Genomic DNA, 25,741 nt, shown 5'->3' with positions numbered 1-25,741 from the left:
TCTATCTACTCTTCTTAATTTTACGGACTGTGCTTAGCACTACAACAATAAAGCATGACAACACTCCCCCAACCAAGACACCTACGAGACAAATTAGCGCACGTTTAGGTTCAGACTTTAGTTCAGCAACAACAGCAGGGTCGATTGTTTTTAAAGCATATTCAGCTCGAACACTTGCCAGCATTTTTGTTTGCTGCTGCTGCTCGATTAATTGATAAAACACCTTCTGCATATCAGCAACCGACGTTTCTTGCAGGGCATTATTAAGGTATTCAATACTATTATCAGCATCTGCGATATCGTTTGCTCGCATCGTATTGTTGAGCTGCTCAATTAGCTTGTCTGTAAGCTCTTTGGCTACTACTGGCGAGTAGTGCTTTACAGATATAGTCACTAACCCTGTTTCTTTGTCTTGCGAAACATTTAAGAACTGTTTAGTAAACTTACCATGTACTTCAAGCAGACTTGGCTCAGCTTGCTTAGGTGCCTTTACTTCACGTACCCAAACACCTTTTTCAGAATCATAAACCTCTGGGTTGTACATAATTTTATTACTTGCTTGATCCCAGCCGTTTGCCGCCATAATCACAGGCTTCAAATTATGTTCTTGAACAAACTCACCGATAAAAGAGCGGCTTTTTAGCAGCTCCAGTGCGATAGTGGTCTTATCAGCGCTTCCGCTTCCAAGGTTTACACCAGCAAGAGAGGCTAGACCGCCAAACTGACCCGCTAACCCTGATAGCCCACCACTTTGGTTATCTTCAGCGGGAGCTAAAAGCGCCTCACTTTTATAGATGTTCGGCAGGCTCAATGCGTACACGACTGATATAACAGCCGCGATTATTGTTGTGCCGATAATGATCCACTTGCCTTGCCACAGTGCCAAAAACAGCTCTTTTAAATCGATTTCATCATCTACAAAGGTAGCTCGTTTTATTTGGATATTTTGATCATTCATAGATGCTATTCCTTAAATACCGCTAATAGCCGCAACGCCTACACCTAGCTGGTAGAAGATCTGCGTGGCTGTGCTCCAAAGGGTAAGGTTATCCATGTGCGCTGTATCCATAGGCACCACTATGGTGTCTCCTGGCTCCAATTGCTTACTGGTATTAACGGCAAACCAACCTTTGCTTTCGGGGATATAGACAGAGCCGTTAGCTTTAATAACGTAGATGCGCTCTTCATCGGCTCGTGCCTTGGTGCCGCCGCTAAGACGGATATAGGCATCCACATCTGTATTGGCATTATAAAGGTGAGATGTCGCATAGTTTACCTCGCCAATTACACTAATTGAGTCGCGTTTAGAGGGGATATAGAGCGCATCACCATCTTGCAGTACAAGTTGTTGCTTATCGGCCAGAATATCATCCAGGCTGATAACTAAACGCCCTAGCGTAGGCATCTGCGATAAATCGACTATCAAGCTAGTCATTTCATCATATGAAAGGTTGACGCTATTCATTGATTGTTCAAAGCTTTTTGACGCCAGATCGCGACGTAACTCGTTTGTTAAACGCTCAATTTGAGCACGCTCTTGCTCTTGAATGGTTTTACGCGTAAAGACCGCTGCGTCTATTGCTGCGAAGTCAGAGAAACCACCCGCTCGTTCAATCACGTCTTTCATGGTTTCACCACGACGAATGGTGTATTGCCCTGGGAAAACAACCTCACCTTCCAGGGTAACCTTAATATTCTCCTGCCAATTTGGAATGGTTAGAATATTAAGACTGTCTTTACTATGTAAAAGTGGGTTTTCCTCTAAAGTGCCCTCTAAGGCTCCTTGAAGGTTAAAGGTGATATGCTCAATGTCATCATTTGTGCCGGTTTTAGAGCGTGTGATTTCAGCCTTGTCTAGGTATGCTGACTCGGTTAGGCCACCACCGGCGGTAATTAAGTCGATAACAGCCATATTATTGGCCAGCGGATATACGCCAGGGAAGCGAACATTACCATTTACTTCTACCAGCTTGATGCGCTCACCGGCACCGGCTTGTAGCTGTAACTTTTTAATAACCTTATCAAGCAGTTGATTACGGCTAAAGGTTGCGTATTCAATTTCCTCTTCTTCTTCATCATTTGAGCGCGCAGCAATAAGATCGGTGAGCTTTTGCTTACCTTTTAGTTCTGTCTCCACTTCTTCACTAAAGAGTGGCTTTTTCGCGCCTACGAATTCTTCGAACTGACGTTGTTCAAACAGGTGCCACAATTTTACCTTTTTCTGTAATTCCTGCTCTTCTTCCGTTAACGCCAACTGCTTTAATGCATCTTGTTCTTCTTCTTTTGACTCAAAACGGCTAAAGACTATGACCTTATCGCGCGGGTTTAGTATCAGATTATGAGCAAGATCACCTGCAACTGCCTTAGCCAGGCTGAATTGATACACATCGATATTGCCATATACATCCACTTCTCGAAGCAGAATTGCATAATTCAAGTCGGCCTGCGGCAATAGCGCACCACGGATTGAACCTATGATATCGCCAATACGCTTGCCCTGATGCCAAGAGTATTCACCCGGGCGCGTAACGGCCCCGATTACGGTCACCGCTTGGTTATAGGCACTGCTGGCTTCGCTAACACGTACCACGTCTCCGTCTCGTGGAGTGTAGCCGGCACTTCCTTTAGAGAAGTCAAAGGAAAGAATTTGCTTATAGTCGCCTTGGCCGGCGCGCTCTACCGTAACTTTTTCTCTGTAGGCATTGGCCTTCATTCCGCCCGCCATGGCCAGTAAGTCAGCCGTACTTTCACCTTTTTTCAGCTCGAAAATGGCCGGACGCTTTACTGCACCAGCAACGCTAACCTGAGCACCAACAGGGGGAATAAACACTACATCACCTGGTTTTAGGATGATGTCGTTACTGCTATCGCCTTTAATAAGCAGGTCATACAGATCGAAACGGTTAACAACCTTACCGCCGCGTTTAATTTCGATATTACGTAAAGAGGCGATCTCACTTACACCACCGCTGGCAAACAGCGCGTGAGTTACTGTGCTTAGTGAAGACAAGGTATAACTGCCTGGCTTATATGCTTCACCTACTACGAGTACACGAATGCTGCGCAGTTGGCCAAGTGAAACAAAGGCTTTTACGCCTATCATCTCGTTACTGACCTTTTCGCTTACCAGGGCTTTTAATTCTTTGAAGGTCATGCCAGCTACATGCACTGGGGCCAGTTTAGGAATGCTTAAACGACCAGAACGATCGATGCTCGCGTCTACCGTAGCCGACTCTTTACCATACAGGGAAATTTGTACTTGGTCGCCGGGGCGTACTATGTAGTCATCAGGAACCGGGGCGCTTTCGCTCGGCATAAAGCTGGTTGGCTCACCGGCAAAGATGTCATAGCCAAATGGTTCTAGCTCTTCTTTCTTTGGCTTAAACTTTTCTTCTGGTGTTTGTGGCTCAGCATTTTCAGCATTAAGCCTACGCTCGCCAATGGTGCTTTCAACTTCTTGGTTGTTTGGAGTGGTTTTAGCTGAGTTGCCTAAAATAGTATCAACATCTACACCATACTGGCGTGCTAAAGCTTCTTGTTGAGCGCGAGGTAGCTTTTTGAACTGTTCGATTTGCGCAGGTGATGGGGTCAGCGCCTGAACGGCAGTGGCATAAAACAAAATAAAAATGGCGGACAAGGCGCCCAGGTAGGTCTTAAACATTTTTCCCTGCATGTTTGACTCTCAAAAAGATGGCATATCATACACGACAAAACCCACGAAAAAAATGCGAAAAAAGCAATTTCAACGTGGGTTTTTGTGAACTTAGAAGTTATAAACTAGGGTCAATGCCGTTTCAGTATCGGTATTGTCTTTGTCATCTGCAACATCTGAGTTGTGCGTAACATTGAAACCAACTTTCATTTGTAATGAGCCGTTGATTTTAGTTAGCAAAGCTGTCTCAGAGCGAGTTTTGGTGTTGGTATCACCATATTCCACCGCCAAAAGCTGAGTAAACTTGGCACCTTCAGAGATTTGCCAGGTATAATCTGCTTTAGCTAGCGCGATCACTTCACCTTCCCATTCATCGGCAAGCGACTGACCGTTGTCATCAACTTCGGTACTGTCATCCGGGTATCTAAAATACTTATAACCAGGACCAAATTCGGCATTTAATACCATGGTTTCATTGTCGATTAGGCGTAAACCATAACCGCCCGAAATCACAGCTTCCTCACGATAGGCACCAAAGTAATCGCTCAGATATGAGCCATAGATGAATAAGTGCGCATTCTTCTCGTTTAATTTGTAATTACCCTGTGCAGAACCAAAGTACTTTTCATTGGTGCGCTCGGTAATTTTAGTGCCATCGTCCTGCTCAACTTCATCTTCTTTGTACAGGCCGCTTAATTTGTACTCGTTATTCCACTTTTCTAAATTGTGTTTAACGGTTAGCGCGCCTTTAAAGGTCGTTGTTTCGGTGTTACCACTGGTGATAATGGCGCCTAGTTCGGCGTTTGCTTCCCAGGTTTTTTTCTCTTCTGCAACAACATTAGTTGCAGCACAAGCTGCAACTAATAGAGATAGGTACTTCAATTTCATGTTAGCGATATTCCCCTGATTATTCGCCAGCTTTATGTAAGTGCACATCCATTTGCGGGTATGGAATGCCAACATCATTAGCGTCTAGTTCAATCTTAATATTTTCCATTAGATCGAAATACGTTGGCCAGTAATCTGCTGTGTTCACCCAAGGACGAACAACGAAGTTAACGCTTGAATCGGCCAACTCGCTCACAGCCACTGTGTAGGCTGGGTCTTTCAAAATACGGCTTTCGGCATCAAGTACCGACTTTAATACGCTTTTCGCTTTTTTCAGATCCGCGTCGTAGCTTACACCAATTACCAAGTCGATTCGACGAGTCTGTTCGCGAGAATAATTCACGATAGGGCCAGACATAATGGCTGAGTTAGGCATTACGATGATTTTGTTATCTGGCGTATTTAGCTCAGTTGAAAAGATTTCAATCTTGCGTACCGAACCGGCTTTACCACCCGCTTCGATGTAGTCGCCTGATTTGAAAGGACGAAGGATGATAATAAGCACGCCTGAAGCGAAGTTTGATAGCGAGCCTTGTAGCGCTAAACCAACCGCTAAGCCAGCGGCACCTAAAATAGCGATAAAGGATGTTGTTTCAATACCAACCTGAGACAAAGCCATCAGTATGGTACCAACAAAAACCAGCGCATAAATAATGCTACCGCAGAATGAACCTACAGCCTTATCGACATTACGCTTTGCAAATGCTTTTTGAGTTAAGTTGCTACACCATTTAGCAATGCGCATACCAACAAAGAAGACAACGAGTGCAAGTACAAATTGTACCGCATAGTGTATTAGTAGATCCGAGTTTTCAGAGATCCAGTTAGTTACAGTTTCCATTAGCGCTCCTATCATCCGCTTTTTGTTTGATACAACGATGAAATTAAACAACTTCGTTGTACCTAATCCGTAATTATCTCAAAACTTTCTCATAAACCGCAACCCAACATTGCTGCGGCTCACCTAATAATAAAAGCAAGTGGTGCTTTTTGCCTATTTTTTATCTAGTTACGTACCTTTAGTGATTAAATTTACAGCAAACGGAAAAAACTCGCCAATTTACTCTTCACAACCTCAATTAAACTATGTATTATGCGCGCCACACATCGAGAGGTGTGTAACTTCTTTATGGCGGCTGTAGCTCAGTTGGTAGAGCCCTGGATTGTGATTCCGGTTGTCGCGAGTTCAAGTCTCGTCAGTCGCCCCATCTCCCCCTTATTTTTTAAATCTCCATTTGATTACCTAAGTAGATACCTTCTAAGCTGAAGCTCTATTCGAAGCCAAACTGCGTTTAAAAAATGCCGACCACCCGGCCGACACCCATACTCTATAGCGACTAAGCTCGATCAACATCGAAACTTAAGACTTCCTTAATATGCTGTTTGTTACACGCCAGCATCACCAGGCGATCTATTCCTAATGCCACGCCGGCACAGGCAGGTAAGCCAGCTTCTAATGCACCCAGCAGATGCTCATCCATATCCACTTGCTGCAATCCGCGCTCCAGGCGTTTTTTGTTATCCTTTTCAAAACGCTGTCGCTGTTCGCTGGCATCGGTTAATTCATTAAAGCCGTTGGCCAGCTCCAGATTCTGATAATAAAGCTCGAAGCGACCGGCAACGCGCGGGTCTTGCTCATTAAGCCGCGCCAATGCGGCTTGGGATGCAGGAAAGTGATACACAAAACAGGGGCGCTCTTGCCCTATCTGCGGCTCAATCACCATACAGAAAAGTAACTGCATCAAAGTATCTGCATCGCGCTCCGTAGCGGCAATGTTTCCAAAGCCCTGCGCAGTGGCCACCTGTTTTAGCTCTTCCAGTGTAACGGTTAATGGATCTATGGCCAGCACCTGAAGAAACACCTGCTGATAACTGATACGCTCGGCGCGCTCGGTATCGAGCACCAGTTGCATCAGCTCGTCAATTTCATCCATCAGTGAAAACTCATCAAACCCAGGGCGATACCACTCGAGCATGGTAAATTCGGGGTTATGATGGCGACCATTTTCTTCGTTACGAAACGCCTTGCAAATTTGGTAGATTGCGCCGCTACCCGCCGCTAGTAGACGCTTCATGGCGTATTCCGGCGAGGTTTGCAGATACAGGGGTAAACCTTGGGCGTAGCCCTGGCCGACAAATTCGGTGGCAAAGCCTTGCAAATGCTCATCGGTCACGCTCGCCTGGGACAAAGATGGCGTGTCCACCTCCAACACCTGACGCTCAAAAAAGAATTCGCGAATGGCCCGTAAAATAGCGGCGCGCTGCCTCAGCGTTTCAATACTCGCACTCGGTTGCCATAAAACATCTTGCTGACTCATTCGTTCTTTCCTCACTTTGCAAAACTGAGACGTAAAAAATCCCAGCGCGGCTAGCCGGGCTGGGCTTATCCCTAAGGGCTTGTCCCGAAGGGATTGTAACGCTAAAAGCGTTTATTTTACACGGCTTACGTATTCGCCAGAGCGCGTATCAACCTTGATCACTTCACCGATTTGGATGAACAAAGGAACGCGAACTACCGCACCCGTGTTAAGGGTTGCAGGCTTGCCACCGGTACCGGCTGTGTCACCTTTTAGGCCCGGATCCGTTTCCGTTACTTCCAGCTCAACAAAGTTAGGTGGAGTCACAGCAATCGGGTTACCGTTCCATAGGGTGATGGTGCATGAGTCGTTTTCAACTAACCATTTCACGTTGTCGCCAACCGCTTTTTCGTCTGCGGCGATCTGCTCAAAGGTTTCGTTGTTCATGAAGTGCCAGAATTCACCGTCGGTGTACAGATACGCCAGATCGGTATCCATTACATCGGCCCCTTCAACCGTCTCACCTGATTTAAAGGTTTTTTCTAAAACCTTACCAGAGATCAGCTTACGTACCTTTACACGGTTAAACGCTTGACCTTTACCAGGCTTAACAACCTCATTTTCAAGGATGCTGCAAGGCTCGCCGTCCATCATAAATTTAAGGCCACCCTTGAACTCGTTGGTGCTATAATTCGCCATCTTGTCCTCTAATACAATTTCTCGAGTAATTAACCTGTCAATGATACAAAGAATCGAAGTAAATTTGCATAAAAACTGGCAAAAAGAATTGGCCGAGGTGGTTACTCGTCCAGAAGAGCTGCTCTCATTACTCGAATTACCCGAAGCCGACTTTCTTCCCGACAACGAGGCGAGAAGCCTGTTTAACCTGCGCGTGCCACGCCCCTTTATAGCCAAAATGCAAAAGGGCGATCCCCGTGACCCCTTGTTATTACAGGTTTTACCGCGCCGACAAGAGTTTCAACAGGCCCCCGGCTACAGCACAGATCCGCTTGAAGAGCAGGACAATACACAACCCGGTTTACTGCATAAATATCGCTCCCGGGTACTCTTGGTATTTAAATCTGCCTGCGCCATTAATTGCCGCTATTGTTTTCGTCGCCATTTTCCCTACGCAGATAATCAGCTTAATCGCTCCGCTTTAGAGGAAAAGCTGGCGTATATCGCCGCCCATGATGAAGTGAATGAAGTTATCCTAAGCGGCGGCGACCCATTAATGGCCAAGGACGAGCATATCGCCTGGTTTGTCGCGCAATTAGAGGCCTTGCCCAATATTAGGCGCCTGCGCATACACTCCCGTTTGCCGGTGACCATTCCCGCCCGCATCACCGAAGCGCTGTGCGAGATATTCGCCAACACCCGCTTGCAGGTAGTCTTTGTGCACCATATTAATCACGGCAATGAAATAGACGAGCATTTTGCTAAGGCCTGTACTCAGCTTAAAGCCGCTGGCGTGACCCAGTTAAATCAGGCTGTGCTGCTAAAAGAAGTGAATGACAATATCGCTGCGCAGGTTACGCTCAGCGAACGTTTATTCGAGGCCGGTATTCTTCCTTATTACCTGCATCAGCTCGACAAGGTGCAAGGCGCCGCCCATTTTGAAGTTAGCGATGCCGAAGCTAAGGCGCTGATGGCGCAAATGCTCAGCGCCCTACCCGGCTTTTTAGTACCCAAGCTGGTAAGAGAAATAGGTGGCGAGCACAGCAAGACACCGATAGATCTTCATCTAGAGCCCTAAGCTATTGTAGGTCGGTGCTTCGCGCCGACAAAGGGAGAGTTATGCGCATTTTTGTCGGGGTGTAGGTCGGTGCTATGCGCCGACATTTCAAGCAATGGTGCAAAGGCCATAGCAGGAAATGCGCTCGCCGATATATTCATAGCCCTTACCTGACTTTTTAACCGAATCCACGTACCATATCAGCCAAATGTGTTAGCTCTTTAGCTAATGCGTTTAAATTAAACGTAAAGTAAACCGCAAAGAGAAACAGATCCGGAATATGAACTCGATTATTGAAAAGCTCAACGAAAACCTTAAACTCGCCTACCGACAGGCGCTCGACGCGGATCAAAAGTTAGATCAATTGCAAAAAGACGGCCATGGTAAATTCCAAGCTTTGTTTAATGAAGACGCGGGCTTCTCCTTCGCCGCCAAACGGTTCAAGCCGTATGTTCTTGATGTAGCTGCCGATATTGAAGCGCTAAGCGAGGCACAAGAGCTGGACGAAGCCCTGTTGAAAACAGCCGTGCTTAAGCTGCAAAACCTGCTTGCTCTGCTATCGACCTTTAAATAGTTCGGCCTTTGCCGCCAGGGATGGCGGTAGTAGAGCATGCAGGAGCCTATTGCCGACAAGGTAAGCGTAGTGTGCCTTTTGTCGGGGTGAACCCCGGCCTACAACCTAACTAGCGATAAACCTTTTTCGGCTCTATGCCTAGCTCAGGGTACAGGGTATCCGTAAACCAGGAGCTGAGCAGGCGGAAATCATAGTAAAACTCGTCATCGCCACGTATCGAGCGTATATGATCCATATAGGCCATATCTTTAATGTCTACATCGCCGCTACTTAAAACCTTGCCGTCTTTATCAAGCAGTTGGTAGCTAAATTCTATGCGCGGAAAATAAATAGGCTTCATCACCCGAAACTCGTTCATGCCGTGGCGCACTTCACCAGCCAAATCCAAATCCGTTATTTCGACATTAAACACGCTACCCTCGGGTAAGTTTTGCGCCTCAAAATTAAAGTGCTTGTCAAAATTTTTCATCAAGCGCTCGTGAAAAGGCTTTTTCACATCGTTGCCGGGACGGGCATCCGCGTAGTCATTTAAATCCTGCCACTTAATTTTGGCCTCACCGGCATAGGTCACCGCCGATGCAGCCATGGCCATTAAGGCCACTAATACTGTACGTACTTTCATAATGCTCTCCGTTTAAGTCTGCTATACCAATTCTGTTAAGTATGTGATCAGATATAGCGCTGGATAAATGATGTGATAACAAGGCGGAATTTTTCTTATGTAGTTATTCTACATAGAAAAATTTCAACGCAGTTAGCACGATATTTAGCCCGCTAGAATGATTAGCTATTTAAGTGAATTGGTATTTAATATAGACCCGTTCACATGGATTTAGATCACAAATCAATCAACAAGTTCGTTACCAAACGTAATCATCCATTATGGTTTGTACCCTGTATTTACCCTAATAGTAAAGATCTACCTTCTGAGGAAGGGGGCATTGTCAGCATAGCCCATAGGGTTACGCCTTCCCAGGCTGTTATCTGGTCTCATCCATGAGCCCCTCGTTCATTCTTTTTGAGCGACGAAAAAGAACGAACCAAGAAAACGTCGCCCCGACATCACACTCTTTCCTGAAAGTGAAAATTGAAATGTACGCAACCACTATGTACGGCACTTCCCTGTCCCGGACATAGCTTCGCAAACGTCCACGTTTGCTAATTGCTCTTCAATTTTCTCTTTTCGGGTGTGATGAAGGGGGGATATGACGTCTGAAACACTGCAAATACCGACTAAGGCCAGCAGTTAATAGGCAAACCTAAATGGATAACAACCTCTTATTGATGTAAGTGGTTGAGGGGCTAAAAATGAAAAAACCCAGCCGAAGCTGGGTTTTTATGAAACTGGATGTTCTGGGGGATGATTACATCATGCCGCCCATGCCACCCATTCCGCCCATGCCGCCCATATCTGGAGCAGCTTCATCTTTAGGAATTTCAGCAACCATGGCTTCTGTGGTGATCATTAGACCAGCAACTGACGCGGCGAACTGTAGTGCAGAGCGCGTTACCTTAGTTGGATCTAGGATACCCATTTCGATCATGTCGTTGTATTCGCCGTTTGCAGCGTTGTAACCATAGTTACCGTCGCCTGCTTTAACTGCGTTAACAACTACTGACGCTTCGTCACCAGCGTTAGAAACGATTTGACGAAGTGGTGCTTCCATGGCACGAAGTGCAACATTGATACCGTGGTTCTGGTCATCGTTGTCCGCTGTCAGTGAAGCAATCTTTGAAGCAACACGTACTAGCGCAACACCACCACCCGGTACTACACCTTCTTCAACCGCGGCGCGAGTTGCATGCAGTGCATCTTCAACGCGGTCTTTCTTCTCTTTCATTTCAACTTCAGTTGCTGCGCCAACCTTGATTACTGCAACACCGCCGGCTAGTTTAGCCATACGCTCTTGTAGCTTCTCTTTGTCGTAGTCTGACGTTGCTTCTTCGATTTGCGCCTTGATCTGACCTACGCGGCCGTCGATAGCAACTTGCTCGCCAGCACCATCTATGATGGTTGTGTCGTCTTTAGTGATCACAACGCGCTTAGCAGTACCTAGATCTTCCAGGGTCGCTTTTTCAAGCTCAAGACCAATTTCTTCAGAAATCACAGTACCGTTAGTCAGGATAGCGATGTCTTGCAGCATGGCTTTACGACGGTCGCCGAAACCAGGGGCTTTAACCGCAGCAACTTTAACGATGCCACGCATGTTGTTCACTACTAGTGTTGCCAGTGCTTCACCTTCAAGGTCTTCGGCAACGATAAGAAGAGGCTTGCTAGTCTTAGCAACGGCTTCAAGAGTTGGAAGTAGTTCACGGATGTTAGAGATTTTCTTATCAACAAGAAGAATATGCGGGTTATCTAGCTCAACCTGGCCTTTCTCTGGGTTGTTGATGAAGTAAGGAGACAGGTAACCACGGTCGAACTGCATGCCTTCTACAACGTCTAATTCGTTTTGTAGTGACTGGCCTTCTTCAACAGTGATAACGCCCGATTCGCGGCCTACTTTTTCCATTGCTTCAGCAATGATGTCACCGATTTCTGAATCAGAGTTTGCTGAAATAGTACCTACCTGAGCGATTGCTTTGGTGTCTGCACAAGGTACTGAAAGAGCTTTAAGTTCTTCAACGGCTGCGATTACCGCTTTATCGATACCGCGCTTAAGATCCATTGGGTTCATGCCCGCAGCAACGGCTTTAAGGCCTTCGTTGACGATGGCTTGCGCAAGAACGGTTGCAGTAGTGGTACCGTCACCGGCGGCGTCATTGGCTTTAGAAGCAACTTCTTTGACCATTTGTGCGCCCATGTTCTCGAACTTGTCTTCTAATTCGATTTCTTTTGCTACCGATACACCATCTTTAGTGATAACTGGTGCGCCGAATGACTTGTCTAAAACAACGTTACGGCCTTTAGGACCTAAAGTAACTTTTACCGCATCTGCTAATACGTTTACGCCCTTAAGCATTTTTGCGCGAGCGTCATTTGCAAAACGAACTTCTTTTGCTGCCATTATTCTTTCCTCTAAATTCTGTTTAATCCGGGTATTAATACAACACTAGGGAGGCTAATTTAGCCTACGATACCGAGAATGTTGTCTTCACGCATGATCAGGTATTCCTGGCCTTCGATCTTCTCTGTTTTTTCAACATAAGAGCCGAATAGCACTGTGTCACCCGCTTTTACTTCTAACGCGCGTACTTCGCCGTTATCCAATACACGGCCATTGCCCACTGCAATTACTTCACCACGTGAAGATTTCTCTGCGGCAGAACCGGTAAGCACGATGCCGCCAGCAGACTTGGTTTCTTCTTCTAGACGCTTAACGATCACGCGATCATGTAAAGGACGAATGTTCATTTGTTTAGTTCTCCTAACAGTTTCTGAACAACTACAGAAAATCTTAAAATTTGATTGTGTACTTTTATGGGGGTGAGCAAATTAAAACCCAAGAGTAAAAGTTAAAAATTTTACTCTTTACGTTCAAATTCACCTTCAATTGTGGTGTTTGATTGGCCGCGCTCTGAGTGCACTGAATGCTGCTCTGAGCTGTGATGGCTTGTACGCGAACTATGATAATGTGCGCTGAAGCCACCACCTTGAGTCATATGCACCTGCGCTTGTGAGGCAAAGGCAGCCGACATGCGTTTACGCACCGCCGGAGTTAACAATAGAAAACCGAACACATCGGTCACAATACCCGGTGTTAATAATAAAACTCCGGCGATAATCACGCAGATACCGGTAAACATTTGCTCTGCCGGCATTTGTCCCTGTGCCATTTGCAGCTGAGCATCACGCATAGCACCCATGCCTTGTTGCTTCACTAATTTTGCACCTAGGATGGCGGTCACCACTATCAGGGCTATGGTCGCAAAGCCACCAATAACGTCACTTACCTGGATTAGCAGGGCAATTTCTATGATGGGGATAATGATAAAAAGTAGGAATAATGCTCTAAACATACTGAGTCTCGTTTAATTCAATGAAATAAATGTGCGGCTGACAAGGTCACTTTTCAAGTCTTCTGCCGAGCTTCTATAGGTTTTAACCTTGCTATCGGCTAGTATGGGGTTAGAAAAAGAACGTATAAAAAGGTTCATTATGACTACCCATTATCGGCTGATATTTACTACCTGCGCTAACAAACAAGAGGCGCGGGCCATGGCAGAACAACTGGTGCAGTTAAAGTTGGCGGCGTGTGTGAACATCCTTCCTGAAGTAGAGTCTATCTACATGTGGCAAGATGAGGTGACCAGCGCTACCGAAACCAAACTGCTGATCAAAACAAAATCCGAGAAGATGAACCAAGTGATTCAAACCATTAAAAAATTACACAGCTACGAGGTACCTGAGATTCAGGTAATCGATGTAACAACGGGAAATTTGGCCTACTTCAATTGGATGGACGAGGTACTTAATTAATGCAATTGCTCATGCGTATCTGGCTGATCATATTTACCCTTGCCTTTAGTGCTGGCTCCTGGGCCAATAACTCGGTGCTTGATAGTTTACTCAAGACCCAAGCAACCACCTTTTTACCCGTTGACCAGGCCTTTAAGCTGGACTTTGATCAACAAGGTGAAACCCTGCTTATCAATTGGGATATAGAGCCCGGCTACTACCTCTACAAGCATAAGTTAGAGTTTGTCGGCAAAGGCGCGACCGTGACGCCCCCCGCCCAGTTGCCCGGCGGTGAAATGATTGAAGACGAGTTTTTCGGTCGTACCGAAGTCTATTTTAATGCCGTAAGCTTTAGCTTAAAGGTCAGCAATATTTCCGACGGTGCCTTGGTAAAAATGCGCTATCAAGGCTGTGCGGAAGCCGGGCTTTGCTACCCGCCCGAGGTTATAGAAATTCCCCTTTCCCTGGTCGGTGGTGCAGCTCCAGCAACGACCGAGGCTGTAACCGATGCCCTTATGGCGCAAGGCACCCCCGAGACTAAAGCAAAAGATAACGGCAGCAAAAGCAACAACAAAGGTGAGCAATCACTAACCGAGCGTTTGGCCAGTCAAAGCCTGTTCACCAACTTGGTGTTCTTTTTTGTGGTCGGTATTGGCCTGGCCTTTACCCCCTGCGTCTTCCCCATGTTCCCTATTCTGTCCAGTCTTATCGCCGGACAAAAGCACCTCTCGACCCGCAAGGCCTTTAGCCTGTCCTTCGTCTATGTACAGGGTATGGCCATTACTTATGCGCTGCTGGGGTTAGTGGTTGCCTACTTTGGCGGCCATATTCAGGGTTATCTGCAACACCCTTATGTACTGATCAGCTTTAGCCTGCTGTTTGTATTGCTGGCACTGTCTATGTTCGGTTTTTACGAAATTCGCCTGCCACAGGGCATGATGGAGCGTTTAACCAAGGTCAGCAACAAGCAACAGGGCGGTAATTATGCCGGGGTTTTCCTGATGGGCGTGCTGTCGGGTCTTATCGCCTCGCCTTGTACTACCGCACCGCTTTCCGCGGCCTTACTTTATGTGGCGCAAAGCGGCGACTATATGATTGGCGCCATCACCCTGTATGCCCTCAGCCTGGGCATGGGTCTGCCTCTGCTATTACTTGGTACCTCGGGAGGCAAACTTCTGCCTAAAGCCGGTGGCTGGATGGAGCAAGTAAAAACCCTGTTCGGCTTCTTGATGTTATTCGTGCCCTTGATTCTGCTTGAGCGTATTTTGCCATTCGAGGTGATTTTACTAATGGCCGGGGTGCTAAGCATAGCCACCGCTATATATCTGCATTACTGGCAAAGCGGCCAAACTCAGGGCCGAGGCAAAACCATTCTTTGGGCCATGGCCATGACCTTGTTTATTAGCGGTTTAATGCTGGTTAAAAACTATGTGTGGCCACCGACTGTGGTTAAGCAGGTTCAAGTACAGCAACAAGCCGCCAGTGGCGAGTTCGTTCATGTTGCCGACCTAACTGAGCTCAATGAGCTGCTGGCCAATACAGAAGGCCTGGTTATGGTCGACCTTTATGCCGATTGGTGTGTGGCCTGTAAGGAGTTTGAGCACTACACTTTCCCCAAGGAGCAGGTGCAACAGCAGTTTAAGCACTTTACCCTAGTGCAAATCGATTTAACCGACACCAATGACAGCTCCATTGAGCTGATGGAAGCATTTACCGTGTTCGGCTTACCCAGCATCTTGTTCTTTAACCAAGATGGTAAAGAACTTCCGGAATTACGGGTCACCGGCTTTATGGGTGCCGACGACTTTGCCGCGCATCTACAAAAAGTACGCGATCAGGCAGGAAGCTAACCAAGCCTAAATAAAGCAAAGTGTCATTTAGGGCACTTTGCTCCTTTCTTTTGCCAGCTCTGCAAATTTAACCTCCAAGGTGATTAGACCAGTATTTTGCTGCTATTTTCCTCGAACTCACTATAATAGTTCGCTAAAGTGAGAAAAATTTGCTATTTGCAACTTTTACCCTTAAGTTTACTACTGATATTTGTATAAACGCTTATAACTCACAAGTTAAAGGATTTTAGTCGCATTATGACTGCAAAGTTTAAGATTTTAGTTATCAACGGCCCAAATTTAAATATGCTGGGTCGTCGTGAGCCGGATAAGTACGGTTCCAAGACATTGGTACAAATTACCGATGAACTAAATGATGCAGCCGCGGCACTCAATGTTGAACTAGAGCACTTTCAAAGTAATAGCGAAGCGGCCCTGATTGAGCGTATACATGATGCCTGGCAGCAAGTTGATAGCATTATTATTAACCCTGCCGCATTTTCGCACACCAGTGTCGCCCTGCGTGACGCCTTACTAAGCGTTGCCATTCCTTTCTTTGAGGTACACCTGAGCAACATTCATCAACGGGAAGCCTTTCGCCACCACTCTTATTTTTCCGATGTGGCGCAAGGTGTTATCTGTGGTTTTGGTGCAATGGGCTATCACTTCGCGCTGCAAGCAGCGGTTAGCCGGTTGCAAGATTCGAATTAAAAAACTAACTAATAGGCGGGTTTTTCATGGACATTCGCAAAATTAAAAAATTAATCGAGCTTGTTGAAGAAACAGGTATTGCTGAGCTAGAAATCACCGAAGGTGAAGAGTCGGTACGTATTAACCGTCACAGCCCAGCTCCAGTAGCTATGCCACAACATTACACAGCTGCAGCCCCTATGGCCGCTCCTGCTCCAGCAGCAGCTCCTGCCGCTGAAGCACCAGCCGCAGCACCAGCACAACCTGCTGGCCATCAGGTTAAATCACCTATGGTAGGTACTTTCTACTCTGCTTCTTCACCTGAAGCGGCTGCATACGTAGAAGTAGGCACAAAAGTAAGCGTAGGCGACACCCTGTGTATCGTTGAAGCGATGAAGATGATGAACCAGATCGAAGCGGACAAAGCCGGTACGGTTAAAGCTATCCTGGTTGAAAATGGCGAGCCAGTTGAGTTCGATCAACCACTTTTCATCATCGAATAATCGCGTCCCCCAAACAAGGCATCAACTATGTTAGATAAAGTTGTTATCGCAAACCGAGGTGAAATTGCACTTCGCGTATTGCGCGCCTGTAAAGAGCTAGGTATTAAAACGGTAGCGGTTCACTCAACCGCGGACCGCGACTTAAAACACGTGCTCCTTGCAGATGAGACTATTTGTATCGGTAAGCCGGCCGCCAGCGAAAGCTACCTGGACATTCCTCGTATTATCGCCGCCGCCGAAGTAACCGACGCGGTAGCCATTCACCCTGGCTACGGTTTCCTTTCTGAAAACGCGGATTTTGCCGACCAAGTCGAGCAAAGTGGCTTTATCTTTATCGGTCCAAAGGGCGACACCATTCGCCTTATGGGTGATAAGGTATCGGCTATCGAAGCCATGCGTAAAGCCGGCGTACCTTGCGTACCGGGTTCAGACGGCCCGCTAACGGAAGATAACGAACGCAATATGCAAATTGCTAAGCGCATCGGTTATCCGGTGATCATCAAGGCCGCAGGTGGCGGTGGTGGTCGTGGTATGCGTGTGGTTCGCAGCGAGAAAGAGCTTGTAAACTCGATCGCCCTGACTCAGCAAGAAGCCAAGCAGTTCTTTGGTAATGGCATGGTTTACATGGAAAAATTCCTTGAAAACCCACGTCATATCGAAGTTCAGGTACTGGCCGATGGTCAAGGCAATGCAATCCACCTGGGTGAGCGTGACTGTTCAATGCAGCGTCGTCACCAAAAGGTTGTGGAAGAAGCGCCAGCACCGGGTATTACCGCGGAAATGCGTAAGTACATCGGTGACCGCTGTACCCGTGCCTGTATCGAAATCGGCTACCGTGGTGCCGGTACATTCGAATTCCTATATGAAAACGGCGAGTTCTATTTCATCGAAATGAACACCCGTATTCAGGTAGAGCACCCTGTAACTGAGATGGTAACCGGTATTGACTTGATCAAAGAGCAGCTAAAAATTGCTGCCGGTCAGCCACTGTCTATCACTCAGGACGATGTTGTGATCCGTGGTCACGCCATCGAGTGCCGTATCAATGCGGAAGACCCGAAAACCTTTATTCCTTCACCGGGTAAAATCACCCGCTTCCACCCTGCCGGTGGTCTAGGAATTCGTTGGGACAGCCACATTTATGCGGATTATACTGTACCGCCGCATTACGATTCGATGATTGGTAAGCTGATCTGTTACGGTGAAAACCGTGATATAGCCATTGCTCGTGCGCGCAACGCGCTCAATGAGCTGGTGATCGACGGCATCAAGACCAACACCGAACTGCACAAGATTATTTTAGCGGACGAGAACTTCCAAAATGGTGGCACCAACATCCACTATCTAGAGAAGAAACTAGGTCTGTAAATTAAATTGTTAAGCAAAGCCAAAGCCGACATGATGTCGGCTTTTTTTGTATTGAGCCTTTGAAAACAATGGTAAGTGGCTGATAGGACAATAAGTAAGCAGTTGATTTATACAAACTTAAATAATCCCCTTCCAGCTAGTGACAAGGCCTGGAAAAGTTTTTATACTGCTCGGCGCTTACTTGAGGATATCTCCTATCCTGTAAAAACAAGGTAAGCATCAAGAATACAAAATGGCCCTATAGCTTAGGTGATAAACGTAAGCCAAAGGCTTTGAGAAGTGATTTAACATCACTTCGAAAGAGAAGAACGCGAGGTCGTGGATGACCGAGCTGAGTGCAGATCATCATGGACGTGTATACTCCGACTGCACCAACAACATAAAATGGCCCTATAGCTCAGTTGGTTAGAGCGCACGACTCATAATCGTTAGGTCCCTGGTTCGAGTCCAGGTGGGGCCACCATTTTTCCTACTTCCCTTGTAAATCATTCCCTGAAATAACCGAACTTTTGTGTCTTTGGCATACAAAAAGCTTAGTCAGCTTTTGTTCCAACTAAGCCTTATAGCTTAAAACCACTTCGATAAACTAATTAAAATCAGTGAGCGCTTCGGCCAGTGAGCCCTCAGGTTTTTCAACCACTCGCACTAGTTCTGTGTCGCCATCTAGGACGATAAAGGTGGGGGTGTATTTAAGCGCAAATTGCTCGGCCAAGCCCCTGTCATCTTTTTTACTGTAATCCACGGCCACCAGCTCAAGCTGGGCGAGTTCAACCTTGCTCAGTGCCAGTAGCTTTAATAAGCGCGGCACTTCACGCTCGCTGTCGTGACACCAGGTGCCGAATAGCACCAATAAGGACTTACCCGTTAGCTTGTGCATCTGCGCCAGCTCGTCATCGCTTGGAGCAAAATCATCGTAGGCGGTGGCAAAGGTTTTATATTCACTCAATAAGCTGGCGCTATCAATCACGCCGATATAGGGCTTATCGTCGGCGCAGGCCGCTGTCGTCGACAAGGCCATAATTAAGAAACAAAGTTTTAAAAAAGTTCGCATAGTTATTAATTCTTAGAGTAAATACCTACGCCATTTTGACCTTGTTACCAAGCCTTGTCTTGCCTTATCGAAAGCTGACTCACGAAGCGCTGGCGCCAGTTCAGCTAGCGACAAAGGGGAAATCGACTAAACTTAACATGGTGGTGCGGGGGTTCTATGCTGGGCATAAATGACGATGTTTTTTCACAATTAGAGACGGGCTATAAGCTACCCGTTAGGCCTGCGGCGCTGAATGAATTGCAGGCAGAGCTAAACCGGAGCGATCCCAGCCTGAATAAGGTCAGTGAATTGATCACCGCCGATGTCGCCCTGGCAGCCTTGGTGTTACGCCTTATAAACTTGCCCGAACTCATGTCCGAGCTGGAAATCACGGATGTAAAACAGGCGGTTAAATTACTGGGACTCAATACCATTAGTCAGCTCACCTCCGGCTATTTGGTTAAGCAGGTTTTTCCTCAGCCTAGTTGCTGTATCTCCTTAGACAGGTTTTGGGATAGTGCCACCGAGATATCGCGGCTGTGCTTGTATCTGGCTCAAGGACAAAAGCACGGTATCGCTCTCGACAATATACAAACCCTGGGCCTGTTTCATGATATCGGCATTCCGGTTATGGCCATGAATTTTCCTGACTATGTGCAGGTTCTTAGCGCCGCCGATGATAACTGTCATGCCTCGCTTACCGCACTGGAAGACCAACGTTATCCCTGTAACCACGCCATGCTCGGATTTTATATGGCGAATTCCTGGCATTTGCCCAGCTCCCTGTGCAGCATAGTGTTGCACCATCATGATCTACACTTTCTGGATGAGCCGCATAGCGAAGAAGAAAAGCTGTACTACGCTATTTTGAAGGTCGCCGAGAATATCGCTCATGTGCATAAACGGCATCGTGATATCAATCATTGGCGCCAGCTTGAGGCAAAAGTATTTTCAACCTTAGACTGGCAGCAAAGCGACTACAAACATTGCCTGGAGAATGGCCAGAACCTGCTGCTCCTTGGTGCCCATTAAAGAGTCCTTCGACCTTAACCTCAGACTTCCCTTGGGCCTGTGTGCCCGTCCCTGCGGCCATGATACAATGGCCAAAAGCACCTAAAAGGACAAGGAAATGGCCATAAGTTCCGCAGCAAAACAACTTAAGTTGATCGTCGGCTCCAAAAACCCGGTTAAAGTAAATGCCGCAAAAGCCACGCTTGCCACCTACTTTCCCGATTACCATATCGACTGCCTAGGTGTCGACGCCCCTTCCGGGGTGGCCGATCAGCCCCTTGGTGAACCAGATACCCTACAAGGTGCCGAAAACCGCGTGCGTTATTGCCAGGAGCATTATCAGGGGGATTTCTATATGGCCATGGAAGGAGGCGCGGCCCGCTTCGACTATGGTGCCGCCACCTTCGCCTATGTGGTGATCGCCGATAATCATCAATTGAGCGTTGGCCGTAGCTGCAACCTCCCTTTACCTGAATCGCTGTTCGAAAAGTTACAACAGGGCCAGGAACTTGGCGATGTGATGGATGCAGCCTTTAATACCACCAATATCAAGCAGCAGGGCGGTGCCATTGGCTTGCTTACCCGCGGCCATGCCACCCGCCAAAGCACCTATCAACAGGCGCTTACCCTGGCCATGGCGCCCTTTAATCACCCCGAACTATTTTCGAGTTAAGTCATGCGTTATCCCTGGATATTATTTGATGCCGATGAAACCCTGTTTCATTTCGATGCCTTTGCCGGCTTGCAGGCCATGTTCGCCAAACTCAATGTTGCCTTTAGCGAGCCGGACTACCGCACCTTTGAGCAGATCAATAAGCCGCTGTGGGTGCAGTATCAGAATAACGAGATCAGTGCCAAACAATTGCAGGAGAGACGCTTTATGTCCTGGGCCGAGCGCCTGGATATCTCGCCCCAGCAATTAAACTTGTGGTTTATGGAGGCCATGGCGCAAATATGCCAGCCACTGCCAGGCGCTATCGAGCTGTTAAACGCCCTGCAGGGCAAGGCTCGACTGGGGATCATTACCAATGGCTTTACCGAGCTGCAAAGCGCCCGCCTGGAGCAAACGGGTTTAAAGGGCACCTTTGAGTGGTTGGTGATCTCCGAGCAGGTGGGCTATGCCAAGCCGCATATGGCGGTGTTTGAGCACGCCTTTGAGTTGATGGGTAATCCGCCGAAAAACGAGATCCTTATGGTCGGCGATACCCTGGAGTCGGATATTCAGGGTGGTATCAATGCCGGTATCGACACCTGTTGGCTCAATCGCTTGGAAAAATTAGCGCCCGCGCATTTAACCCCGACCTATGAGGTTAAGTCCTTGTGCCAACTGCGCACCCTACTATTAGACTCTTAGCCATAAAAAATGCCAGCATACGCTGGCATTAACACGGGATGGTTGCCACTAATCTAGATTCCGATCACTTCCAGGAAGTCATCTTATGGCCTTTGATAGCATAGAAAAGAATGAACAGATAACAAGGTAACATGACTAAATAAGCGCTCTGCTGTCCCTGAGCACCGCCATCGCTACCGCTTGCCAAGCCCCAGAATAACGGGCCGAATGCACCACCGGCTATACCCATAATTAAAAGCCCTGAACCTACACTGGTCAGCTTACCCAATCCAGAGAGCGCCAATGGCCACACCGCTGGCCAGACAAGGGCATTGGCAAAACCAAGCACGGCGATCAGCAATAGAGGATCAGGCAGTGCCACGCCGCCAAAAGGCACCAACAGAGCGTTGGCAATCATAGTCGATTGCGCATCGCCAAGGACAATGGCCAAGGTAAGCACACAGCCCAAGATCGCCGAGATAGTCAGCGCCGTTTGTTGTGACAGCACTCGTGGGATCAAGAGGATACCCAGAGCATAACCCAACACCATACAGACCATGGTATAGGAGGTCATCACACTGTATTTTTCAACGCCCAACGCCAGGGCAAAGGTGCCTATGGTATCGCCGGCAATGACCTCAACGGCCACATACACGAGCAAAGCAAGTACACCTAAGGCCAGATTAGGACGAGCCAAGGCGGCTTTCACCATGCCCTTTTCATGGGCTTGGGTGTCGTCATCGATTAGCTCAGGCAGGGGTGAGAATTTAACGGCCAGCGCCAACACACCGATAAACAGGGCCATACCGATGTAAGGGAAGATCAGGCTGTTGGCCATTTGGTCAATTTCTTCCTGGCTTAAGTCCTTGCCCACTAAGCCGGTAAAGTTACTTAGGATCAGCGCGGTAAAGACCATAGGGGCAAGTACACCGGCACTTTTATTTAAGATACCCATAACACTGACGCGTGCGGCCGCCGACTCTTCCGGGCCAATACGCACCACATAAGGGTTAACCGCGGTTTGCAACAAGGTTTGCCCTATACCCATCACCAGTTGCGCAAACAAAAACAGCGCAAACACCTGGGTTTTGGCCGCCGGCACATATAAAAAACCGGCCAGCATCATCACCGCCATACCCAATGCCATGCCATTCTTATAGCCAATCTTCTTGATGATGATCGCCGAAGGCACCGCGGTAAAGGTCACGGCGATATAGAAGGAGAATAAAATAAGTGAGGCCTGCAAAGGCGTTAAATCCAGGATTTGCTTTAGATAAGGCATCAATGAACCATTGAGCCAGGTCGCAAACCCGAGGATAAAGAACAGGGTGGCAACAATAGCCATAGGCACAAAGTTGCTTTGTTTTTTGGTTGTAGACACTGTTGCTTCCATAACATTTCTCGTTGTCGAATTGTTTACCTTTAAGGCGCTTGCACTGCTTGAGCAAACGGCCATTAAAAGCGCTATTTATTATTTTTTTAGTCGTAAAAATGAGCAATTCAGAATACCAATTAATTGATATTTTTGGCAGCGCTGACATGCTCCCTTGTCTTTACTGCACGAACACCGACGTGGTGCGACTCACCTGATCTTGTACTCGAGTACGAAGCAAGAGCTCACCACCCTCAGTCAGCGTAAGCGGCTGCTGATAAAGCAGCCAGCTAACGCCCTTATCCAGGCTGTATTCAATCGCCAAGCCCGCAAAAGCACTGTTGGCCACCACGCGACCCTCACTAAACTTAGCACCGGGCACAGGCAAATGCAGCGCTATGCCGTCGCGGTCCAGCTTGGCCAACTCTTTGAGCGCCAAGGTAGCAGCAAACTCCTGCCAGTCTTGCTCGCGTGCGCCCACTTTAACTTGTTCTCCTTCCCAAGGGGCCTTGCTCCAAGCGCGCTCGGCCACGGCCAGCATACGAGGGAACACCATGGCCAGCAGCTGCGCCTCGGTGCGTATGGTTTCTGACCACACCTGACCCTGCATGCCGAGAATATTCTCCGGCTTTTGCAAAGCAGGCATGGGCCTTCCCACCAGGGCTTCAAGGTTGTCTATGGCGGCGCCGGTGCGAGTAAAATCGGCATTGGCGTAGACGTTATCCGGCATATAGGCAAAGACCTTTTTGGTATCGGTATAGCGAGTCGCCCAGTAATAGCCGCGCTCCTCGGGGTGCGGCTCATAGGGATGGTCAAAATACAAATGCGTCCCATGAGAGAGCACCACCTGATAGCCGTCATTGGCCAGGCGATAGGCCCTGTCGGCCACGCCCCACTCCCAAATATTATCCCAGGCATTGGTAAAGAAGGTTTTGTTCGCGTATTCATCGCGATTAAAAGAGTTTACCTTGTCGTACATAATGCCGTCTTCCCAGATCCCCGGCGCAATACCGCGTTTATGCAATAAGTCGGCCACGCGCTTGGTAAAATACGGCTTTAAATCAGCAACCCCGGCTACGCCATTATTAGGCTCGGCAAAAAGCGCCTGGCAGGCGGGAGAGCCCACCCAGGAGCCCGCGCCGACCTCATCGCCACCGATATGCAAATAGTTCAGCTTGGTGCCGGCCTCGCGGTACATCTGCTGTAATTCATAGGTGACCTTGTCGATAAAGGCATAGGTGGAGTCCATGCACACATTCATCGAGTTATCCGTGTAATTCTGCACCGTAATATAGCTGGAGCTGTCCTTGGGATCGGTCAGCAGGTATTGGGTCGCCTTTGATAAATCCGCGCCTGAAAACTCCTGGCCCCCGCTTTTTGGGGTGAGCAGCGAGTTGCTGGCCACGGCTTCTGCTTGCGCTTTCAGTTTACGGTAACGCGCCTCCATGGCCTTAATGGAAGCACGAGCATGACCTGGGCCCTCAATTTCCGGAATGATATCGATATGGCGCGCCTTGGCAAAGCGCAGTAATTCAATAAAGTCGGCGCGGCTCAAATAGCCATTGCCCGAGCCTGATTTAAAGGGCCCGGTACCCAGCTGAGTCAGCAAGCAGCGGTTTTCAGCCAGATCAAAACAGCGGTAGGCGCCGACCTCGGTCAGCTCTTCCAATCCGGGGATCTGCAAACGCCAGCCCTCATCTTCCGAGAAATGCCAGTGCAAGCGATTCATCTTGTATCGCGCCATTTGCTCGACCAGCTTAAACATGGCCTCTTTACCATGGAAGTTACGACCATTGTCATAATGCATGCCCCGCCATGGATAGCGTGGCGCATCGCTTATCTCCACATTGGCCAGGGTTGGACTGCCGGTGGCCGGCAATAAGGCCAACAGGCTTTGCATGCCATAAAAGGCGCCGGCATTGTCGGCTCCGATAATGCGAATATGCTCGCCGTCTATCTCCAGGCGATAGCCTTCTTTGTTACCGATTTTGCTATCAACACCTATGCTGATCACCTTCTTGTTGGGCGCGTCGATATGATCGGCCTGCGCCTCGAGGGCCAGTTGATACTTCTTCTCTAAATCGCTCTGAAACAAGGCCACTTCCGCCTGCAATTGTCCAGCATAACGAATTTGCCAGGCATCAGAAAGGGTGGTTTTGCCGCGATTAATCTCAAGCTCCTGGGGCTTAGGAACTATGCGCGTTTGCACCTGCTCGTCTTTCACGCTCAAGGGGCTGCTATTAAGCTCATAGCGCAGCTCGGCGGTCATTAAGGGGGTGAGATCTTGAGGCTGATTATAGCGACGCAGCTGCTGCTCCTGGGTAAAAGGAGCAACAAAATCGCCAAAGTCTTCGCTGTTGGTATTGGCAAAAATGGCTGGCTCGGTATTGTGACCCACCATAAAGGCCCGTGGCATAAAGTCGCTGTAGGCAACTACCCAGACCGCCGCCTCAAAAGGAATTTCTAATTGTTCACCGGCCGCCAGGCCGTTGAAGCTGGCCGTCGGACTCAGGCGATGCAAATCGCCATTCACATGCTCAATACGCAGGCCCTGACTGACTCCCTCTTTTATCTTGCGCACACTGTGCAGGTAAATATGCCAGGGCTGCTCGCCGGCAGGCAGGCTGACTCCAGAGCGGTTAGTAAGCCTAATGCTGCCAAGAAAGCTCTTATCCTCATTATGGAAGTTGCTGTTTACCGCAAACATGAACTCGGTGTTTGTGGCAAACGCGTTTATTTGCTCCTGGCTTAGCTTTTCCTGGGCATGGGCCTGTGCAGCCAAGGACATCATTAACGCCGCAATAAGGCTCGCTTTGAACATGCTTACTCCTGGTCCTGGACCTTAGATTCTGATTGTTGCGTGTTAGCATCATATAAAATATAAAATGACAGCGCTATCATTTATGTTAAATAATCGTCAATTTATGTATAAAAGGCGGCCGTAGCCGCCCTGGAAATCTGGCTTCATTCATAGGGTCTGTTTATCTTTGCGGTTTACTTTATGTTCAATCTAAACGCATTCTGATCACGACGCTCGTTATGCTGCATAGTCATTCTATG

23 protein-coding genes and 2 tRNA genes are annotated in these 25,741 nt (G+C 47.9%); 12 read left to right on the top strand and 13 right to left on the bottom strand.

What is annotated here, in order from left to right:
* Position 1: 1 nt before the first annotated feature.
* The 4 genes from C2M35_RS11140 to C2M35_RS11125 form a co-directional block, all read right to left on the bottom strand.
* On the bottom strand, positions 2-958 hold the full coding sequence (locus tag C2M35_RS11140) for a Wzz/FepE/Etk N-terminal domain-containing protein (RefSeq protein ID WP_105265346.1): 957 nt from the start codon (positions 956-958) through the stop codon (positions 2-4).
* Between the two features lie 12 nt (positions 959-970).
* The gene (locus tag C2M35_RS11135; RefSeq protein ID WP_105265345.1) at positions 971-3,661 is read right to left on the bottom strand and encodes an SLBB domain-containing protein; all 2,691 of its coding nucleotides are present in this window, start codon (positions 3,659-3,661) and stop codon (positions 971-973) included.
* Positions 3,662-3,763: 102 nt separating this feature from the next.
* Positions 3,764-4,540, bottom strand: a complete 777-nt coding sequence (locus C2M35_RS11130) for a DUF481 domain-containing protein (protein ID WP_105258050.1) — start codon at positions 4,538-4,540, stop codon at positions 3,764-3,766.
* Between the two features lie 19 nt (positions 4,541-4,559).
* Positions 4,560-5,381: a mechanosensitive ion channel domain-containing protein gene (locus C2M35_RS11125; RefSeq protein WP_105265344.1), complete on the bottom strand. Its 822-nt coding sequence runs from the start codon at positions 5,379-5,381 to the stop codon at positions 4,560-4,562.
* A 291-nt stretch (positions 5,382-5,672) separates the two neighbouring features.
* Between C2M35_RS11125 and C2M35_RS11120 the strand changes: the two genes are divergently transcribed.
* Positions 5,673-5,748 (top strand) — tRNA-His (locus C2M35_RS11120).
* Positions 5,749-5,877: 129 nt separating this feature from the next.
* Here C2M35_RS11120 and epmA read toward each other — a convergent pair.
* Both epmA and efp read right to left on the bottom strand, forming a co-directional pair.
* The gene (gene epmA / locus C2M35_RS11115; protein ID WP_105265343.1) at positions 5,878-6,858 is read right to left on the bottom strand and encodes an elongation factor P--(R)-beta-lysine ligase; all 981 of its coding nucleotides are present in this window, start codon (positions 6,856-6,858) and stop codon (positions 5,878-5,880) included.
* Between the two features lie 111 nt (positions 6,859-6,969).
* A complete protein-coding gene (gene efp, locus C2M35_RS11110) occupies positions 6,970-7,536 on the bottom strand; it encodes an elongation factor P (protein ID WP_105213424.1) in 567 nt (188 codons plus the stop codon).
* A gap of 40 nt (positions 7,537-7,576) precedes the next feature.
* Between efp and epmB the strand changes: the two genes are divergently transcribed.
* Both epmB and C2M35_RS11100 read left to right on the top strand, forming a co-directional pair.
* Positions 7,577-8,593 carry an EF-P beta-lysylation protein EpmB gene (gene epmB / locus C2M35_RS11105; RefSeq protein ID WP_105265342.1) on the top strand — a complete coding sequence of 339 codons (1,017 nt, stop codon included), beginning with the start codon at positions 7,577-7,579 and terminating at the stop codon, positions 8,591-8,593.
* A 259-nt stretch (positions 8,594-8,852) separates the two neighbouring features.
* Positions 8,853-9,146 carry a prephenate dehydrogenase gene (locus C2M35_RS11100; RefSeq protein ID WP_105265341.1) on the top strand — a complete coding sequence of 98 codons (294 nt, stop codon included), beginning with the start codon at positions 8,853-8,855 and terminating at the stop codon, positions 9,144-9,146.
* A 109-nt stretch (positions 9,147-9,255) separates the two neighbouring features.
* Here C2M35_RS11100 and C2M35_RS11095 read toward each other — a convergent pair whose 3' ends face one another.
* The 4 genes from C2M35_RS11095 to C2M35_RS11080 form a co-directional block, all read right to left on the bottom strand.
* Positions 9,256-9,768, bottom strand: a complete 513-nt coding sequence (locus C2M35_RS11095; RefSeq protein ID WP_105199390.1) for a DUF3016 domain-containing protein — start codon at positions 9,766-9,768, stop codon at positions 9,256-9,258.
* Between the two features lie 742 nt (positions 9,769-10,510).
* A complete protein-coding gene (gene groL, locus C2M35_RS11090) occupies positions 10,511-12,154 on the bottom strand; it encodes a chaperonin GroEL (protein ID WP_105199389.1) in 1,644 nt (547 codons plus the stop codon).
* Between the two features lie 59 nt (positions 12,155-12,213).
* The gene (locus C2M35_RS11085) at positions 12,214-12,501 is read right to left on the bottom strand and encodes a co-chaperone GroES (RefSeq protein WP_105199388.1); all 288 of its coding nucleotides are present in this window, start codon (positions 12,499-12,501) and stop codon (positions 12,214-12,216) included.
* Positions 12,502-12,611: 110 nt separating this feature from the next.
* Positions 12,612-13,106: an FxsA family protein gene (locus C2M35_RS11080; RefSeq protein WP_105258053.1), complete on the bottom strand. Its 495-nt coding sequence runs from the start codon at positions 13,104-13,106 to the stop codon at positions 12,612-12,614.
* A 139-nt stretch (positions 13,107-13,245) separates the two neighbouring features.
* Between C2M35_RS11080 and cutA the strand changes: the two genes are divergently transcribed.
* The 6 genes from cutA (at position 13,246) to C2M35_RS11050 (ending at position 18,398) form a co-directional block, all read left to right on the top strand.
* A complete protein-coding gene (gene cutA / locus C2M35_RS11075) occupies positions 13,246-13,566 on the top strand; it encodes a divalent-cation tolerance protein CutA (protein ID WP_105199386.1) in 321 nt (106 codons plus the stop codon).
* Between the two features lie 11 nt (positions 13,567-13,577).
* Positions 13,578-15,395, top strand: coding sequence for a protein-disulfide reductase DsbD (locus C2M35_RS11070; RefSeq protein ID WP_105265369.1), 1,818 nt, complete (start codon positions 13,578-13,580; stop codon positions 15,393-15,395).
* Positions 15,396-15,632: 237 nt separating this feature from the next.
* Entirely contained in the window at positions 15,633-16,085 is a 453-nt protein-coding gene (gene aroQ, locus C2M35_RS11065) for a type II 3-dehydroquinate dehydratase (protein WP_105199385.1), read from the top strand.
* 26 nt (positions 16,086-16,111) lie between these two features.
* Complete coding sequence (gene accB / locus C2M35_RS11060; protein ID WP_105199384.1) at positions 16,112-16,567, top strand: acetyl-CoA carboxylase biotin carboxyl carrier protein; 456 nt, start codon at positions 16,112-16,114, stop codon at positions 16,565-16,567.
* 27 nt (positions 16,568-16,594) lie between these two features.
* On the top strand, positions 16,595-17,935 hold the full coding sequence (gene accC / locus C2M35_RS11055; protein WP_105199383.1) for an acetyl-CoA carboxylase biotin carboxylase subunit: 1,341 nt from the start codon (positions 16,595-16,597) through the stop codon (positions 17,933-17,935).
* A gap of 386 nt (positions 17,936-18,321) precedes the next feature.
* Positions 18,322-18,398 (top strand) — tRNA-Ile (locus tag C2M35_RS11050).
* Positions 18,399-18,521: 123 nt separating this feature from the next.
* Here C2M35_RS11050 and C2M35_RS11045 read toward each other — a convergent pair.
* Complete coding sequence (locus tag C2M35_RS11045; RefSeq protein WP_105265340.1) at positions 18,522-18,986, bottom strand: thioredoxin; 465 nt, start codon at positions 18,984-18,986, stop codon at positions 18,522-18,524.
* Between the two features lie 156 nt (positions 18,987-19,142).
* On the opposite strand from C2M35_RS11045, the gene C2M35_RS11040 reads away from it, so the two are divergent.
* The 3 genes from C2M35_RS11040 (at position 19,143) to yjjG (ending at position 21,330) form a co-directional block, all read left to right on the top strand.
* Positions 19,143-19,997 (top strand): HDOD domain-containing protein, encoded by an 855-nt coding sequence (locus C2M35_RS11040; protein ID WP_105265339.1) that lies wholly within the window; start codon positions 19,143-19,145, stop codon positions 19,995-19,997.
* 97 nt (positions 19,998-20,094) lie between these two features.
* Positions 20,095-20,649 (top strand): inosine/xanthosine triphosphatase, encoded by a 555-nt coding sequence (gene yjjX, locus C2M35_RS11035; RefSeq protein WP_105199380.1) that lies wholly within the window; start codon positions 20,095-20,097, stop codon positions 20,647-20,649.
* A 3-nt stretch (positions 20,650-20,652) separates the two neighbouring features.
* Positions 20,653-21,330 (top strand): pyrimidine 5'-nucleotidase, encoded by a 678-nt coding sequence (yjjG, locus tag C2M35_RS11030; RefSeq protein ID WP_105265338.1) that lies wholly within the window; start codon positions 20,653-20,655, stop codon positions 21,328-21,330.
* Between the two features lie 64 nt (positions 21,331-21,394).
* On the opposite strand, the gene nagP is transcribed toward yjjG, so the two are convergent.
* Complete coding sequence (gene nagP, locus C2M35_RS11025; RefSeq protein ID WP_105265337.1) at positions 21,395-22,702, bottom strand: N-acetylglucosamine MFS transporter NagP; 1,308 nt, start codon at positions 22,700-22,702, stop codon at positions 21,395-21,397.
* A 160-nt stretch (positions 22,703-22,862) separates the two neighbouring features.
* Positions 22,863-25,502, bottom strand: a complete 2,640-nt coding sequence (locus C2M35_RS11020; RefSeq protein ID WP_199774418.1) for a family 20 glycosylhydrolase — start codon at positions 25,500-25,502, stop codon at positions 22,863-22,865.
* Positions 25,503-25,741 lie beyond the last annotated feature (239 nt).

The sequence above is a fragment of the Pseudoalteromonas sp. T1lg76 genome (assembly GCF_002964725.1).
Taxonomy (GTDB): Bacteria; Pseudomonadota; Gammaproteobacteria; order Enterobacterales; family Alteromonadaceae; genus Pseudoalteromonas.
Note: the sequence above shows the minus strand (reverse complement) of the source record. Positions and strands in the feature narration are given on the sequence as shown.